This window comes from Acinetobacter sp. YH01007 (genome assembly GCF_013420425.1).
Classification (GTDB): Bacteria; Pseudomonadota; Gammaproteobacteria; order Pseudomonadales; family Moraxellaceae; genus Acinetobacter; species Acinetobacter towneri.
Genome location: NZ_VOYC01000012.1, coordinates 42,041 through 57,426, shown reverse-complemented (window position 1 = coordinate 57,426; position 15,386 = coordinate 42,041). Strand labels below are relative to the sequence as shown.

The following is a 15,386-nucleotide window of genomic DNA, read 5'->3' as shown; positions in this document are numbered from 1 at the left end:
AAAGCACTGCTTTGTTTGCTGCGCAAGGGTACAAGCATATTTTTTGCTGCTATTACGTTATGTGCCAGTCATTTAGAATGAGTAAATTTCCTGTCCCATGCCTTATATCAGCTAAAAAACCTTGCGAGATATATCTCTCATGTCGCAAACATAGACGAATTGTCAACAGACCCTAATTAAATCGTGCTGAATAAAAAACTCCTGAGAACTTGCTCAGGAGTTTTTGTTTTATACAATCAAATTATTGTTGTGCTTTTTCTTTCACATTTGCAGCACCTTGTTCAACCGCACCTGCAGTCGCAGCAGTTGCATCTTTAGCAGCTTGTACAGTCGCATCAGCTGCGTTTTCTGTTGCTGTTGCAACATTGTGTGCAGCATTTTCAGTTGCTTGCGCTGCGTTATCTACCGCAGTTGCTGTAGCAGTAGCAGCTTCATGTGTTGCATCTTTGGCATCATGTGCAGCTTGAGCCGCAGCGTTTTCTAAGTGTTCACCCGTAGTTGCCCCTGTTTCTGGTGCTTTTTCTTTTGCACAACCTACAAGTGCTACAGTGGCAGCAAGACCTAAAGCAATAAGAAGTTTATTCATTATCATGTTTCCTTTTTTTACATCCACTTAAGATGGGATAATGCGAATATAACCAAAAAACAATCAATTTGAAGCTTAAAATTGTTCAAATAATGTAATGGGTTTAGATATTTTTTTGTTGTGTAGATTAGAACGATAAATTAGAGAAAAATATGCCGATGCGATTCATTTTTTCTGATAAGGTGAAATCTTGAGAATGGTTACAGTTTTTATTGTACAGTAATGCCATTCTGTAAGATTGGGATTGTAAAATGCTTAAAAAAGGGATTTATCAACATTATAAAGGGCAATTGTATCAAGTGCTGCATGTGGCTACACACAGTGAAACCCAAGAGAAATTGGTGGTTTATCAATGCTTATATGGCGATTATTCTATTTGGGCCAGACCGCTTGATATGTTCACGGAGAGTATTACTTTGGATGATGACCGTGAACAGGAACGCTTTAAATTGATTCAAGAAGTGTATTAATATTTGAAGTTATTTACCTATTTAAAACGATCCAATCTATTTTTAGATTGGATCGTTATGTGGATGCTCAAAGTTTAATAAAATCAATTATTGAATGGAAATACGGTTAAAGCTTAAATCGTATGCTAAATATTTACTCACAAAAGCTGCTTTATCACTGCGTCTTAATAAGTTGTCATAAATAAATTGTGGTACAGGATGGAATAAATCCCCAGAGCCATTTTCGTAAAATATTTTTAAATAACGTGAAGATGCACTGTATGTCCAGGATGTCACGGCAAGTGTTTTACCCATAAGCAACTCCTTTATTTTTTATATTATTTTTCACAGAATAAATCTGCTTATTTTGAACATAAGTGAAGTGCTTGCTAAAAAGTATTACAGAATTGTAACTTTTGAATATAAGTTTTTTGCGCAACCTAAACGTGCCAAAAACGACAAAACTATTATGAAGCGAAATAAAACACCACATTTAGGATGTGGTGTTTATGCTTTGCACATGAATAGTCATTCATTTAAATAAAATGATTGAAAGACTAGATTTTATAGATGACGACATTGATCTTCTTTGTCACCAGAAACACGGTTTGTGCCGCCAGTCGGTTTTACGCGGTTATCTTCACATTCTAAATTGCCATTCACGCGGTTATTTTTTACAACGATTGAGCCTGAATTATCTTTAAGTTGAATATTGCCATTTACACGGTTTGACGTGAGTTGGATGTTACGCCCATCTTCGAGTTGGATATTGCCATCAATGCGGTTGGCATGTGCATTAACCTGACTAAAGTTTCCTTTAGATTCTAAATTGCCATCAATCGTACTATTTTTAATTGCCGTATGTGAGTTGGAATGCAACATTAGGTTGCCCTTAATAGTCACATGATCAAGAACACATTGTTTATGCACTTTGACATTATCATCAATAGTTCGATTTTTAATGCTGCCATTACAGTTGAAATCAGCTAAAGCTGGCACTGAAAATGCTATTAATGTTGAAAGTAAAAATAATTTTTTCATAGAACAGCCCTCAAAAATAAATCTCACAACTGTTACCGGTACAGATTCGATTGTAGTGTTGTAATGTTTTTACATTTTCTATTCTAGAGATGAAATATGAATAAATAAGGTAGAAAAGGGTGATGTTCTGATTAAAAAAAACCACGCAAAATATGCGTGGTTTTTTTGAGTGGTTTAATCTAAAACTTAGATTTTACCTACTAGGTCGATAGATGGGGCTAAAGTTGCATCACCTTCTTTCCATTTAGCTGGGCATACTTCACCTGGGTGAGCGTGAACGTATTGAGCTGCTTTAACTTTACGAAGAAGTTCTTGAGCATCACGGCCAATACCGCCAGCATTGATTTCGATGATTTGGATTTTACCTTCTGGATCAATTACGAAAGTACCACGGTCAGCAAGACCAGCAGATTCGATTAATACTTCGAAGTTTTTAGAAAGCGTCCAAGTTGGGTCGCCAACCATTACGTATTGGATTTTTTTGATTTCTTCTGAAGAATCGTGCCAAGCTTTGTGCGTGAAGTGAGTGTCAGTAGAAACTGCATAGATTTCAACGCCTAATTTTTGGAATTCTGCGTAGTTGTCTGCAAGGTCACCAAGCTCAGTTGGGCAAACGAAAGTGAAGTCAGCAGGGTAGAAGAATACTACAGACCATTTGCCTTTAAGATCAGCTTCAGTTACTTCAATGAATTGACCGTTGTGGTATGCATTTGCTTTAAATGGTTTAACTTCAGTATTGATTAAGCTCATCATTGTCTCCATGATTAAGGTTTGTATTTCGTTGGCAATAGAGTATCTAATTTTGTTTTATTGCTGAAATGGTATTTTTACATTACTAGCATCGGAAAAACAAATGAGTATGTAAAAAGCGTACACTTTCATCACAGTATTATTGAGTCTTTATTAGGCCTCAAAATGATGATGATTGCATGACAACCTATTTTTCAGGTTCAAATACAACCCATTTCAAGCAATTGGTGAACATACATCTATATGGGGATGCTATTTTGAAATTCAAGGGGGGATTTAAAACTTTTTAAATACGCATTCTAAATCACTGTTCTTTCGCTTAAAGGCATTACAGCGTAAAATACGCGTTTGTGTTTTGGTTAGGAAGCGTATTCTGTGCAGAGTCATTTAAATGTAGACCACCTCGTTTTGGCGCGTGATCGTCATCGTTTAAATCGACTACGAAAAGGCAAAGATGCCAATCCAAAGCAATATCAGGAATTATTTGAAAAATCTAATTTAAAAGTGTTGGAGCGTGCACAGCGCATTCCCAACATTAAGTTGAATCAAGATTTACCTGTGACTCAATCTGCCGAACAGTTGATTACTGCAATTCAGCAACATCAGGTCATTATTGTGGCGGGTGAAACAGGTTCAGGGAAAACTACACAGTTACCACAAATTGCAATGTTGGCAGGTCGTGGTTTAACGGGGTTAATTGGTCATACTCAGCCACGACGTCTTGCTGCGCGTAGTGTATCGCAGCGTATTGCCGAAGAAGTTGGCGAAAAGTTAGGTGAGTCCATCAGCTTTAAAGTTCGTTTTAATGAACAGGGTTCGCAAGATTCAATTGTCCGTTTAATGACCGATGGTATTTTGTTAGCAGAGCTTGCCAATGATCGTTATTTAAATAAATACGACACCATTATTATAGATGAAGCGCATGAGCGTTCTTTAAATATTGACTTCATTATGGGCTATTTAAAGCAACTTTTGCCACGTCGCCCTGATTTAAAAGTCATCATCACTTCTGCAACTTTAGATGTGCAGCGTTTTAGTAACTATTTTAACGGCGCACCTATTTTTGAGGTCGAAGGTCGAAGCTATCCTGTCGAAGTACGTTATCGTCCAATTTCTGAATTAAGCATTGGTGGTAGTGATGATGATGAGTTTGATGACTTTGAAGAAAACTTGCCACGCGCAGTGGTGCAAGCGGTAGAAGAATGCTTTGCCGATGCACAGGAAAAAGGTCATCCTGAACATGCCGATATTCTAATTTTTGCCAGTACTGAACAGGAAATTCGGGAGCTGCAAGAAACCTTGCATAAGCATGGACCGCGTCATACTGAAATTTTACCGTTGTATGCGCGTTTGGCTTTGGCGGAACAACAAAAAATCTTTAATCCTTCAGGTGGTGGTCGTCGCATTATTATTGCCACCAACGTCGCTGAAACCGCACTCACTGTACCCAATATCCGCTATGTGATTGATAGCGGTTTTGCACGTATTTCACGTTATAACTATCGCTCACGGGTGCAGCGTTTACCGATTGAAGCAGTATCTCAGGCAGCAGCGAATCAGCGTAAAGGACGTTGTGGTCGTATTGCGCCAGGCGTTTGTATTCGCCTGTATTCAGAAGAAGATTTTTTAAGTCGCCTAGAGTTTACTGAACCTGAAATTAAACGCACCAACTTGGCATCGGTCATTTTACAAATGCAAAGTTTGGGCTTGGGTACGCTCGAAGATTTTGATTTTATTGAGCCGCCAGATCATCGTTTAGTCAATGATGGTCGTAAGCTGTTGATTGAACTGGGTGCGATGATTGAGAAGGGTAAAGCCCCTCTTTTAGACGGAATGAGCAGCTCTGCGACGCAAAAGGGAGACAATCATCCGAATAATTCCACTAAATCCACCGCTAATAAAGGCGAGCTTCAAGGCAGCAGCTTAACCAAAATTGGTCAGCAAATGGCAAAAATGCCGATTGATCCAAGACTGGCACGTATGATTTTAGGCGGTGCGCATTTTGGGGTGTTAAATGAAGTCCTGATTATTGTAGCGGCATTGGCGGTACAAGACCCGCGTGAACGTCCTGCAGACAAACAAATGCAAGCCGATCAAAAACATGCTTTGTTCCGTGAAGCAGATTCTGACTTTTTATTCTATTTAAAATTGTGGGAAACTTTACACGAAAACCGTGATGGCATGAGTGAAAACAAACGTCGTACTTTTGCCCGTCAGCATTTTTTAAGTTGGTTGCGTTTACGTGAATGGAAGAAAACTCATGAACAATTGGTGGATTTGGCGCGTGGCTTAAAACTGTCGTTTAATGAGAAAAAAGCCAGTTATGAAAATCTGCATCGGGCGTTATTAACAGGGTTGCTTTCTTTTATTGCCAATAAAACCGATGAGCGCAATGTGTTTATGGCAGTACGCCAACAAAAAGCACGAATTTTCCCTGCATCGACTTTGCATAAAACCAATACACCGTGGGTCATGGCATTTGAGATGGTAGAAACTTCGCAAGTGTATCTACGCACCTTGGCAAAAATTGAACCTGCATGGATTTTATTGGCTGCACGTGATTTGCTGAAGCATCACTATTTTGAACCACATTGGTCTAAAAAAGCAGGCGTGGTGAATGCCTATGATCAAATTTCGCTGTTTGGTCTAATTATCGAGCCGAAACGTCCTGTCAATTACGAAAAGGTCGATCAGGAAGCCGCCCATGAAATATTCTTACGTGATGCTTTAACCACAGGCAACTTGGGCATTACCCCACCATTTTTAAAACACAACCTGCTTAAACTGGAAGAAGTGGAACGGGTTGAAGATAAATTACGTCGTCGTGATTTAGTTGTTGATGAAGAAACTATTTATCAATTTTATGCCGCCAAAGTACCTGCAGAAGTTGCAAGCCGTCGTTCCTTTGAAGATTGGCGTGCCACAGTAGAGCCGCAAAATCCACGTTATTTATTTGTGGAAGATGATGCACTTTGGCTGAATGATCGTCCGACCACGCAGCAATTTCCTGACTATTTGCGTAATGGTGAGCTGCGCTTGGCGGCCAGTTACCGTTTTGACCCCAGCCATGATGAAGATGGCGCAACCGTTAAAATTCCAGTGCAAGCGTTGGCACAGGTCGATGAAAATATCTGGTCGTGGGGTGTTCTGGGTTGGCGTGAAAATTTAATTGAAGCCTTGCTCAAGACTTTGCCTAAAGATAAGCGTCGTCATTTGGTGCCTATTCCAGACACAGCTCGAAAGTTGCTACAACGTGTTGATGCGGTAAATTTACGCGAGCACATTTTTAGCTTTTTGGCATTTCAATTACGTGCTGAACACATCACCGAAAAAGACTTTAGCTTTGAGCGGGTAGATGCGTATTTATTGCCGTTCATTAAAGTGCTAGATGAAAAAGGGCGGGTGATTGAGCAAGGTCGTGATTTATCTGAATTAAAAGCGCGTTGCCATACCGAAACGCATAGTCCTGTAAAGCAGGTGCACGGAGAATTTCAAACTTTTCCTGAACGATTTGTATTTGAAGCTTCGCAAAAAGTTACGGGCGTAGTGGTTAAGCAATATCAGGCGTTGGTACCAAGCAAAACATTTGCAGAGCTTTTACCAAAAGATGAATCGGGTGTGGTGATTCAAACCTTTAATGATCAGAGTGAGGCGATTCGTCAGCACCGTGAAGGCGTGATTCGTTTGCTATATGTGCAATTGGGTGATTTATCACGCCAATTGAAAAAACAAATTGATAAACCCTTGGCTTTGGCGTATTCGCCTTTGGGTGATAAAGCTCAACTTGAGCAAATGTTGATCTATGCAACATTGCAAAGCATTATTGGTGACTTACCAGTCAACTTGGAAGAGTTTCAAAAGTTGCAGCTTGAGGTAAAAAAGACTTTCCTCAGTCATGGTCAAACCACGCTGCGTATCTTTAATGAAATTTATATTGCATGGCAAGACATCCGCCGTCAGCTTCTTATGCTTGATGAAGCAGTTTTTGCTAAAAATATGGATGATATAGAAGATCAGCTGGACTTAATGCATCTGGCAGACTTTGTGTATAGCAAGCCTGTAGAGGTGTGGAGCGAATATCCGCGCTATTTGAAAGCGTTGTTATTACGTTTAGACCGCTTACCCAACAACTTGCAAAGAGACGATGCTGCCATCGCCCAAATTGACCCTTGGATGGACAAATTGTTTAAACACAAACAAGATGCCCGACTCAAGGAATTGTACTTTATGGTGGAAGAATTACGCATATCGTTGTTCTCTCAACCCATGAAAACCAAAATACCAATTTCTGCAACTCGGCTGCAAAAAGTATGGGAAAAGCTCGGAATCAGTTAAGATATTAGTAATTTCTAGAAGGAGTTTTACATGGGCATTCGCATTATAGGTACTGGTCTTTATCACCCAGAAGATGTTATTACCAATGAAGAGTTGGTCGAAAGTTTAAATGCTTATGTGGAACAGTATAATCAGCTCAATGCTGACAAAATTGCAGCAGGTGAGCTTGAAGAACGTCGTGGCTCAAGTGCTGACTTTATCGAAAAAGCCTCTGGGGTAAAACGCCGTTACGTGTCAGAAAAAACAGGTATTCTGGACATTAACCGTTTACGTCCAAATTTGCGTGAACGCGGGGATGATGAAATTTCGCTACAAGCAGAATGGGGTGTAATTGCTGCAAAACAAGCCATGCAAAATGCAGGCGTGACCGCAGAAGATATTGATGTGGTGATTTTGTCTTGCTCAAACTTGCAGCGTGCTTATCCTGCGGTGGCGATTGAAATTCAAACTGCGCTTGGTATTCAAGGTTATGCCTATGACATGAACGTGGCATGTTCTGCTGCGACTTTCGGCATTAAGCAAGCGCATGATGCGATTAAAGCAGGTGCGCGCCGCGTACTGTTGGTGAATGTCGAAATTACCTCAGGTCATAACGATTTCCGTTCACGTGACTGCCACTTTATTTTTGGTGATGTAGCAACCGCTTCAATTTTGGAAGACACTGAAACCAAAGCAGGTTTCGAAATTTTGGACATGAACCTGTTTACTCAGTTCTCGAATAATATCCGTAATAATTTCGGTTTTTTAAACTTAAGTGAAAATGCAGATATTGACGATAAACGCTTCCATCAAGATGGTCGTAAAGTCTTTAAAGAAGTTTGCCCCTTAGTTGCCAAAATGATTACTGCGCAATTAGAAAAGAATCAGATTGCGCCAACCGAGGTGAAGCGTTTCTGGTTGCACCAAGCCAATGCCAGCATGAACGAACTCATTTTGAAATTGGTGGTTGGTAAAGAAGCAGCACAACCAGGTTTAGTACCTATTATTTTAGATGAGTTTGCCAATACTTCTTCGGCAGGGGTAATTATCGCTTTACACCGTACTGCACACGAAGTCGAAAACGGTGAATATGGTGTCTTGTGTTCATTTGGCGCAGGCTATTCAGTTGGCGCGATTTTGGTACAAAAACGTGATGCTGCATAAGCTTTGCCAAACCGTATAAGATCAGCAAACGCCTAAGTACAGGTATTAAAAAGTTCCTTCTCCTTCGGGAGAAGGCTTGGATCATCCGCGATATTCTCTTCACACAGACACATACAGAATAAAAACATCGAAAAACTTTATGAAAAATAATGCTTAGGTTAAGATGGAGCATCTTTTAATAGACCTATTTTGAAAACCTATGCAACCATTTGTTCTATATAACTCAGAGCAACGAAAAAAAGTTGAATTTGTTCCGCGTAAAGAAGGACATATCGACATGTATGTCTGTGGCATGACGGTTTATGATTACTGTCATATCGGGCATGCGCGGGTTATGGTTGCATTTGACTACATCATTCGCTTTTTGCGCAGTCAAGGTTGGAATGTGAAATATGTCCGCAACATTACCGACATTGACGACAAAATTATTAAACGTGCCAATGAAAATGGCGAGAGCATTCAAGCTTTAACAGATCGTTTTATTCAAGCCATGAATGAAGATGCGGCAAACTTAGGCTGTGTTGAACCTGATGCTGCACCACGTGCCACTGAATATATTGATCAAATGCAAAATATGATTGGTAATTTGGTCAATAAAGGCACAGCTTATCCTGCAAGTAATGGCGATGTTTATTTTCAGGTTGAAAAATTTGACAAATATGGCCGTCTTTCAGGTCGCAAGCTAGAAGACATGCAGGCGGGCGCGTCTGAGCGTGTTGATGTTGAAGTCGACAAAAAGCATCCATTTGACTTTGTTTTGTGGAAACATGCCAAAGAAAATGAACCATCTTGGGCTTCGCCGTGGGGCAATGGACGTCCGGGTTGGCACATTGAATGTTCTGCGATGTCGACTTGCTGCTTAGGTAATCATTTTGATATTCATGGTGGTGGTTCAGACTTAATGTTCCCACACCATGAAAATGAAATTGCCCAGTCTGAAGCATCAACAGGTGAGCAGTATGTAAATTACTGGATGCACGTTGGCTTTATTAATGTCGATGGCGAAAAAATGTCGAAGTCATTGGGTAACTTCTTCACCATTCGTGATGTGATGGAAAAATTCCATCCTGAAGTGATCCGCTACTTTATTGTGTCATCGCATTATCGTAGCCCTGTAAACTTCTCCGATGTAGCACTCAAAGAAGCCAAAACCGCATTATCACGTTTCTATCACTCATTTAAAGCTTATCAACAAGCGTACGGTACGCAAACAGTTGAGCAGTTAGATGAGGCTTTGGTGGAACGTTTTAATGCCGCAATGCGAGACGACTTTAATACAGCCGAAGCAATTGCAGTTCTGTTTGAAGTCAATAAAGAGCTGAACCGTTCAGTAAAAGAGCAGCAGGCAGATCAGGCGGCGGTGTACTATTCGACTTTGCGTCATTTGACCAATATTTTAGGTTTGGTGCAGCATGATGTTGACGAATTCCTGAAGTCTGATATTGGTCAGGACGCTTTAGGTTTATCTGAACAAGCCATTGCAGACTTCATTCAGCAACGTCAGGATGCCAAAAAAGCCAAAGATTTCGCCCGTGCTGATGAAATTCGTCAGTCTTTGCTCGATCAAGGTGTGGTCTTGGAAGATACCCGTCAAGGTACAGTATGGCGTCGTGCTGATTAATTGAGCACTTGGGAGCATAGAGAGTTGACAGTTGTATGAAATTCTCTATAATTCACTTCCATATTGCGGGAATAGCTCAGTTGGTAGAGCACAACCTTGCCAAGGTTGGGGTCGCGAGTTCGAGTCTCGTTTCCCGCTCCAAAATTTAAAAAAACGCTTATCGAAAGATAAGCGTTTTTTTATGGCTGTTTGTTACAGCTTGCTTGCAGTCAGCTTTATAGATGGGTTTGATCCATAATTTTTAGAGCATTTTCGTTGAAATATGCTTCTGAGCTAGTTCTATCTTTAGCTTTATCTGCAACTTTGAATCAATAAAATAAATAGCCTAAGCTCAAATATGATTGTTTTTCATTTGAAACTCGAGTCAAAAAGCGAGTTAATTAAAACAGCATACAAAAATGCGTTAAAACAAAAAACACACGCAGAATCAAAGTGTAGAATTGCATAGATATGCTAAAATTGCGAAAATTAAATGTGCTTCAATAAATCACTTTTATTGAGGTGTAGAAAATACTCAATTTAAGTTGAACGTTGAATGCCAAACATGTCAAATACCATTGATTTCCAATCTGTAGCCTTAGACACTTTAAGAATAGAAGAACAAGCATTACAAGTCTTGGCGACGCAAATTGATCAGCGTTTTAGCCGTGCCTGCGAAATCATGTTGCATTGCAAAGGGCGTGTTGTGGTCACAGGTATGGGAAAATCAGGTCATATTGGTCGTAAAATGGCTGCGACGTTTGCCTCTACAGGCACGCCGTCTTTCTTTATGCACCCGGGTGAAGCAGGGCATGGTGATTTGGGAATGTTGGTACGGGGTGATGTTTTAATTGCCATTTCCAACTCCGGCAAAAGTGATGAAATTATGATGTTGATGCCACTCATCAAACATCTGGAAGTTCCTCTAATCACAATTAGCGGTGATGATCGCGGGCCGATGCCACAAAATGCTGATGTCGCTTTAACATTAGGCAATATTCAGGAAGCTTGTCCACTTGGTTTAGCACCAACCTCAAGTACGACTGCAACCTTGGCATTAGGTGATGCATTGGCTGTAGCGTTACTTGATGCACGTGGTTTTACTGCCGATGATTTTGCTCGTTCACATCCTGCAGGCGCTTTGGGTAAGCGCCTGTTATTGCATGTGAAACATTTGATGCATACCGGTACAGAATTACCTAAAGTTGCACCAGATACACCAATGAACAAAGTGTTATACGAAATTTCAAACAAACGTCTAGGTTTAACCACAATTGTCGATGAAAATGACGTCTTGTTAGGCATTTTCACCGATGGTGATTTACGACGTTTAATTGATAAACAACAGGGCTTTGATGTGAATTTACAAGTTGGGCAAGTGATGACTCAACATCCTGCAACGATTTCACAAGAAGCACGTGCAGTTGAAGCTTTAGAACAATTACGTGACCGTAAAATCAATCAGTTTGTGGTGGTGGATGATGCCAATAAAGTCATTGGTGTGATCAGTATGCATGACTTGATTCAAGCAGGGGTAAACTAAACAATGGCATCTTATATTTTATTAGAGCAAGCGCGTCATATTGAAGCTTTGGTTTTAGATGTCGATGGAATTCTAAGTGATGGTTTTGTCACCTTAACCAACAGCGGTGATGAAATTAAATCATTCGATATTCGTGATGGTTTAGGTATGAAACTGGTGCAACAAGCAGGTGTTAAAGTCATTATCATCACGGGTCGTAAAAGTAATATTGTCGAAAAACGCATGTCCGATTTAGGTGTAGATTTGGTCTACCAAGGACGTGAAGATAAAGGCACTGCATTGCAGGAAGCCTGTGCCAAGTTAGGTTTATCACCTGCAGATTGTCTCTATATGGGCGATGACTGGCCTGATCTTTCAGCGTTTTCGATTGCAGGGATGAAAGTCACAGTGCCAAATGGACATATTGAAGTGCGTCGTCGTGCCGATTTAGTCACACAGGCCATGGGTGGGCGCGGTGCGGTACGTGAAATCTGCGATATGATTTTAACCGCCAAAGGTGTGTACCAAAGCTTACTTGAAAAATATCTCAGCATCCCTCATTAATTAAGTCATACATTCAAAGGTTTGAGTTACAGCCCCACTTATGGATACTAAAGTTTTATACGTTACTGCGATTGCAATTGCAGCTGTAAGTGGTGGTTATTACTATTACAGCGGTAAAGGCAAAAAACTGGAAACTGACGCTGCTCGCTCTATGACTTATAGTGCAGAGCAAATTCATCTGACCCAAACAGATGAGCAGGGCAATTTATATGTGCGTGCGCAAATTGACCGTTTAGAGCAAGACATGCAGCAAAAAACCTCTAAGCTGGAAAATTTGAATGCCTCTATGTATAAAGCGGGCGCGGTGGATGCCACTTTTTTTGCTAAACAGGCACAAGGTTTTAATGACAATGAAAAGGTTGTGTTGTCAGATCAAGTGCTAGCAACCAAGTTACTCGCTCAAGGCAAACTGACGCTTGAAACAGTCGAGTTGAATGTGTTTCCTAAAACACGTGAAATCAGTACCGAAAAACAAGTGACTGTACAATCTCCACAGGCTGATTTTATCAGTCAGGGCTTAAAAGCCAATTTAAATGACGGGCAATACGAATTTTTTAATATTCGAGGAAAGTATGAACCATAAATCTAAGCTTACAGCTCCTAAAGCGTTGATAAAACAAGCAGCACTTGTGGGCTTGGCGGTGCTTTCATCGGCAGGTGCATGGGCAATTCCGTCAGACCGCAGTCAGCCTATTACTTTATTGGCAGACCGTGCGACCTTTAGTGAACGTACTGGCGTCACCACTTATACAGGCAATGTGGTGATTGAACAGGGCACCATGAAACTGCAGGCAGATTCGATTGTTGCTAATCTGAACAGCAAAAAAGAAATTAGTGTCATTACGGCAACGGGCAGACCTGCGCAATTCCAGCAAAAGACTGATCCAGCCAAAGGGCTTGCCAAAGGTCAGGCGCAAAAGATTGTTTACAATGCTGAAACAGGCATTATCACCTTAACGGGTGGCGCACTTTTAGAGCAAGATGGAGCCAGTATTCGTGGTAATACCTTGCGTTATAGTATGAACAAAGGCGATGTTGAAGCGATTGGTACACCGAACAAAACTGGTTCTGAAGCGGGTCGTGTAAAAATTGTGATTCCACCATCAAGTTCAAAATCATTCCCGGGAGCGCGTGATTAATGGATCAAACGAGCGCAGCACAGGACAGCGTCCAGCACGGTCAGCAGACTTTGTGTATTAAGCATTTAGCCAAAAACTATAATAAGCGCTGGGTGGTTAAAGACGTTTCATTTGAAATGAAAAGTGGTGAAATTGTCGGGTTACTTGGGCCGAACGGTGCGGGTAAAACCACCAGTTTCTACATGGTTGTGGGTTTGGTGCGTATGGATAAAGGCGAAATCCATTTAGATCAACTGGATTTATCTGACCTTGCCATGCATGAACGTGCGCGTAAGGGGATTGGTTATTTACCGCAAGAAGCCTCTATTTTCAGAAAGCTGACCATCGCTGAAAATATTATGGCTATTTTAGAAACCCGCAAAGATTTAAATAAACAGCAACGTCAGCAGCGTTTATCAGAATTGCTGGCAGATTTTAAAATCACGCATATTAAAGATTCATTAGGGATGAGTGTGTCGGGTGGCGAACGCCGTCGTGCAGAAATTGCCCGTGCTTTGGCAGCAGACCCTAAATTTATGTTGTTAGATGAGCCTTTTGCAGGGGTCGATCCTATTTCTGTCGGTGATATTAAAGATATCATTCGTACCTTAAAAGATCGTGACATTGGCGTATTAATTACCGACCATAACGTCCGTGATACTTTAGCCATTTGTGAACGTGCTTATATTGTTAGCGAAGGTTCAGTCATTGCAGAGGGTACACCGCAAGAAATTCTGGAAAATGAAATTGTGCGTGAAGTTTATTTGGGTGAAGACTTTTTTGTTTAAAGCTTGAATGTTCTAACCGTTATTGGTTTTCGTATGCTTACTGCATAAGTTGTAGAACAGAAAGTCGTGTAAACATTATTTAACCTTCTATACCTTTGAGGATAGAAGGTTTTTTCATGGTGGTTATCAGTCCAAATAAGCTATAACTCTAAATACGTTAGAGCGCTAAACACGTTATAATTATCAAGTTTTTATTTAACTGGTTGATTGATCTGGAGTGTTATGCCATTTACCATTGCTGCGCCCATCACTTTTGAAGAAGAAATTAAAAAAAGTCGATTTCAGGCAATTGCTGTGCCTGTAGATAACGAGCAAGCGGTAAAAACTTTTTTGGAACAGCAGCGTGATTCATCTACCACACATCAATGTTGGGCATGGAAAATCGGGCATCAATTACGTTTTAATGATGATGGCGAACCTTCAGGTACGGCAGGACGTCCTATTTTAGCCACGATTGAAGGCAATGAGTTGACTAATGTTTTGGTGTTGGTGAATCGTTGGTACGGCGGCATTAAATTGGGCACAGGCGGCTTGGTACGTGCCTATGGGGGATGTGCAGGGCAATGTTTGGCTCTAGCAGAAAAAATAGAACTGATTGAAAAAAAGACCGTGCAATTTTCCTGTCATTTTAATGAGTGGGCAATTTTACAATACGAGCTAAATAGTCAGCAGATTGAGTACAGCGAAGACTACACCGCCGAAGGCGTGTTGGTAAAGGCATTCATGCAAGTCGATCAAATAGACCCTTTAAAACTAAAATTACAAGATATTAGCCGTGGGCGTGAACAACTCAAAATCCTTGAGGATGATCAAGATGACTGAAGCAAATTCACCTGATCCATTATCGAAGTACCGTGAGCAGCATAAACACCGTTTAAACTACATGCCGTGGTTATATTGGTCATTAAAACCTAAACATTGTGCTTGGGCAGAAGCTTGGCAGCAGGAATATCAAGCTTATTTAATGGCAATGGAAACGGTAGAGATTGGCAAAAACTGTTTTATTTCACCATTGGCACATATTTTTGCAGAACCAGGACGTAAAATCAGTATTGGCGATAATACCTTTATTGCAGCCGATTGTACTTTGCATGGCCCTTTAGAAATTGGCAATGAAGTCGCGATTAATCACCACTGTATTTTAGATGGTGGCAGAGTTGGAATTAAGCTTCATGATCAGGTGCGTATCGCAGCATATTGTCATTTATATGCATTTGATCATGGCATGGCTTTGGATCAGCCCATTTATCAGCAAGCGGTGCGTTCACAGGGCATTGAAGTTGGTAAGGATGTTTGGTTAGGTGCGCATGTTGGTGTTAAAGATGGGGTGAAGATTGCGGCACATGCAGTCGTTGGTATGAATAGCATGGTCACCAAAGATGTTCAGGAGCGGGAAATTGTGGTAGGAAACCCTGCCAAATTGATTCGTTATCGTGAGTAAATACGATGCAGCAAGGCTAAATCTTTAAACTTCATTACATTTTTTCATG

General features: G+C 40.8%; 15 protein-coding genes and 1 tRNA gene. 12 read left to right on the top strand and 4 right to left on the bottom strand.

The genetic code is table 11. The features are described 5' to 3' along the window. Positions 1–241: 241 nt before the first annotated feature. Entirely contained in the window at positions 242–586 is a 345-nt protein-coding gene (locus FTT74_RS07375) for a hypothetical protein (RefSeq protein ID WP_004973048.1), read from the bottom strand. A gap of 251 nt (positions 587–837) precedes the next feature. Here FTT74_RS07375 and FTT74_RS07370 point away from each other — a divergent pair, with 251 nt between their 5' ends. Beyond that, positions 838–1,056: a DUF1653 domain-containing protein gene (locus FTT74_RS07370; RefSeq protein WP_004973051.1), complete on the top strand. Its 219-nt coding sequence runs from the start codon at positions 838–840 to the stop codon at positions 1,054–1,056. Between the two features lie 87 nt (positions 1,057–1,143). Here the strand turns inward: FTT74_RS07370 and FTT74_RS07365 are convergent, their stop codons facing one another. From FTT74_RS07365 to ahpC, 3 genes are all read right to left on the bottom strand, one after another. After that, positions 1,144–1,350: a hypothetical protein gene (locus FTT74_RS07365; RefSeq protein ID WP_004973053.1), complete on the bottom strand. Its 207-nt coding sequence runs from the start codon at positions 1,348–1,350 to the stop codon at positions 1,144–1,146. Between the two features lie 249 nt (positions 1,351–1,599). Beyond that, positions 1,600–1,917: a hypothetical protein gene (locus FTT74_RS07360; RefSeq protein WP_225530638.1), complete on the bottom strand. Its 318-nt coding sequence runs from the start codon at positions 1,915–1,917 to the stop codon at positions 1,600–1,602. 345 nt (positions 1,918–2,262) lie between these two features. Next, complete coding sequence (gene ahpC / locus FTT74_RS07355; RefSeq protein WP_004973058.1) at positions 2,263–2,826, bottom strand: alkyl hydroperoxide reductase subunit C; 564 nt, start codon at positions 2,824–2,826, stop codon at positions 2,263–2,265. A gap of 375 nt (positions 2,827–3,201) precedes the next feature. Here ahpC and FTT74_RS07350 point away from each other — a divergent pair, with 375 nt between their 5' ends. The 11 genes from FTT74_RS07350 to FTT74_RS07300 all read left to right on the top strand — a co-directional run bounded on the left by FTT74_RS07350 (position 3,202) and on the right by FTT74_RS07300 (position 15,337). Next, a complete protein-coding gene (locus FTT74_RS07350; protein ID WP_179988804.1) occupies positions 3,202–7,161 on the top strand; it encodes a DUF3418 domain-containing protein in 3,960 nt (1,319 codons plus the stop codon). A 30-nt stretch (positions 7,162–7,191) separates the two neighbouring features. Then, positions 7,192–8,304, top strand: a complete 1,113-nt coding sequence (locus FTT74_RS07345) for a beta-ketoacyl-ACP synthase III (RefSeq protein ID WP_154320667.1) — start codon at positions 7,192–7,194, stop codon at positions 8,302–8,304. 199 nt (positions 8,305–8,503) lie between these two features. Further along, a complete protein-coding gene (gene cysS / locus FTT74_RS07340; protein WP_154320668.1) occupies positions 8,504–9,925 on the top strand; it encodes a cysteine--tRNA ligase in 1,422 nt (473 codons plus the stop codon). Positions 9,926–9,990: 65 nt separating this feature from the next. After that, a tRNA-Gly gene (locus FTT74_RS07335) sits at positions 9,991–10,066 on the top strand. A gap of 403 nt (positions 10,067–10,469) precedes the next feature. Further along, complete coding sequence (locus FTT74_RS07330) at positions 10,470–11,447, top strand: KpsF/GutQ family sugar-phosphate isomerase (protein WP_004973067.1); 978 nt, start codon at positions 10,470–10,472, stop codon at positions 11,445–11,447. A 3-nt stretch (positions 11,448–11,450) separates the two neighbouring features. Beyond that, positions 11,451–11,990, top strand: a complete 540-nt coding sequence (locus tag FTT74_RS07325; RefSeq protein ID WP_004973069.1) for an HAD family hydrolase — start codon at positions 11,451–11,453, stop codon at positions 11,988–11,990. Between the two features lie 40 nt (positions 11,991–12,030). After that, a complete protein-coding gene (gene lptC, locus FTT74_RS07320) occupies positions 12,031–12,573 on the top strand; it encodes an LPS export ABC transporter periplasmic protein LptC (RefSeq protein WP_004973071.1) in 543 nt (180 codons plus the stop codon). After that, a complete protein-coding gene (gene lptA, locus FTT74_RS07315) occupies positions 12,563–13,129 on the top strand; it encodes a lipopolysaccharide transport periplasmic protein LptA (protein WP_004973072.1) in 567 nt (188 codons plus the stop codon). Before lptC ends, lptA begins: the two co-directional genes overlap by 11 nt. Further along, positions 13,129–13,896, top strand: a complete 768-nt coding sequence (lptB, locus tag FTT74_RS07310; protein WP_004973074.1) for an LPS export ABC transporter ATP-binding protein — start codon at positions 13,129–13,131, stop codon at positions 13,894–13,896. The genes lptA and lptB overlap by 1 nt, the downstream gene beginning before the upstream one ends. Positions 13,897–14,118: 222 nt before the next feature. Next, positions 14,119–14,718 carry a YigZ family protein gene (locus tag FTT74_RS07305; RefSeq protein ID WP_096900925.1) on the top strand — a complete coding sequence of 200 codons (600 nt, stop codon included), beginning with the start codon at positions 14,119–14,121 and terminating at the stop codon, positions 14,716–14,718. Continuing rightward, positions 14,711–15,337, top strand: a complete 627-nt coding sequence (locus tag FTT74_RS07300; RefSeq protein ID WP_179988803.1) for a DapH/DapD/GlmU-related protein — start codon at positions 14,711–14,713, stop codon at positions 15,335–15,337. Before FTT74_RS07305 ends, FTT74_RS07300 begins: the two co-directional genes overlap by 8 nt. Positions 15,338–15,386: the final 49 nt, after the last annotated feature.

Bases quoted from the DNA above. Each gene is read 5' to 3' on its own strand.
- FTT74_RS07375 (WP_004973048.1), bottom strand. From the start codon at position 586: ATGAATAAACTTCTTATTGCTTTAGGTCTTGCTGCCACTGTAGCACTT.
- FTT74_RS07370 (WP_004973051.1), top strand. From the start codon at position 838: ATGCTTAAAAAAGGGATTTATCAACATTATAAAGGGCAATTGTATCAA.
- FTT74_RS07365 (WP_004973053.1), bottom strand. From the start codon at position 1,350: ATGGGTAAAACACTTGCCGTGACATCCTGGACATACAGTGCATCTTCA.
- FTT74_RS07360 (WP_225530638.1), bottom strand. From the start codon at position 1,917: ATGTTGCATTCCAACTCACATACGGCAATTAAAAATAGTACGATTGAT.
- ahpC (WP_004973058.1), bottom strand. From the start codon at position 2,826: ATGAGCTTAATCAATACTGAAGTTAAACCATTTAAAGCAAATGCATAC.
- FTT74_RS07345 (WP_154320667.1), top strand. From the start codon at position 7,192: ATGGGCATTCGCATTATAGGTACTGGTCTTTATCACCCAGAAGATGTT.
- cysS (WP_154320668.1), top strand. From the start codon at position 8,504: ATGCAACCATTTGTTCTATATAACTCAGAGCAACGAAAAAAAGTTGAA.
- FTT74_RS07330 (WP_004973067.1), top strand. From the start codon at position 10,470: ATGTCAAATACCATTGATTTCCAATCTGTAGCCTTAGACACTTTAAGA.
- FTT74_RS07325 (WP_004973069.1), top strand. From the start codon at position 11,451: ATGGCATCTTATATTTTATTAGAGCAAGCGCGTCATATTGAAGCTTTG.
- lptC (WP_004973071.1), top strand. From the start codon at position 12,031: ATGGATACTAAAGTTTTATACGTTACTGCGATTGCAATTGCAGCTGTA.
- lptA (WP_004973072.1), top strand. From the start codon at position 12,563: ATGAACCATAAATCTAAGCTTACAGCTCCTAAAGCGTTGATAAAACAA.
- lptB (WP_004973074.1), top strand. From the start codon at position 13,129: ATGGATCAAACGAGCGCAGCACAGGACAGCGTCCAGCACGGTCAGCAG.
- FTT74_RS07305 (WP_096900925.1), top strand. From the start codon at position 14,119: ATGCCATTTACCATTGCTGCGCCCATCACTTTTGAAGAAGAAATTAAA.
- FTT74_RS07300 (WP_179988803.1), top strand. From the start codon at position 14,711: ATGACTGAAGCAAATTCACCTGATCCATTATCGAAGTACCGTGAGCAG.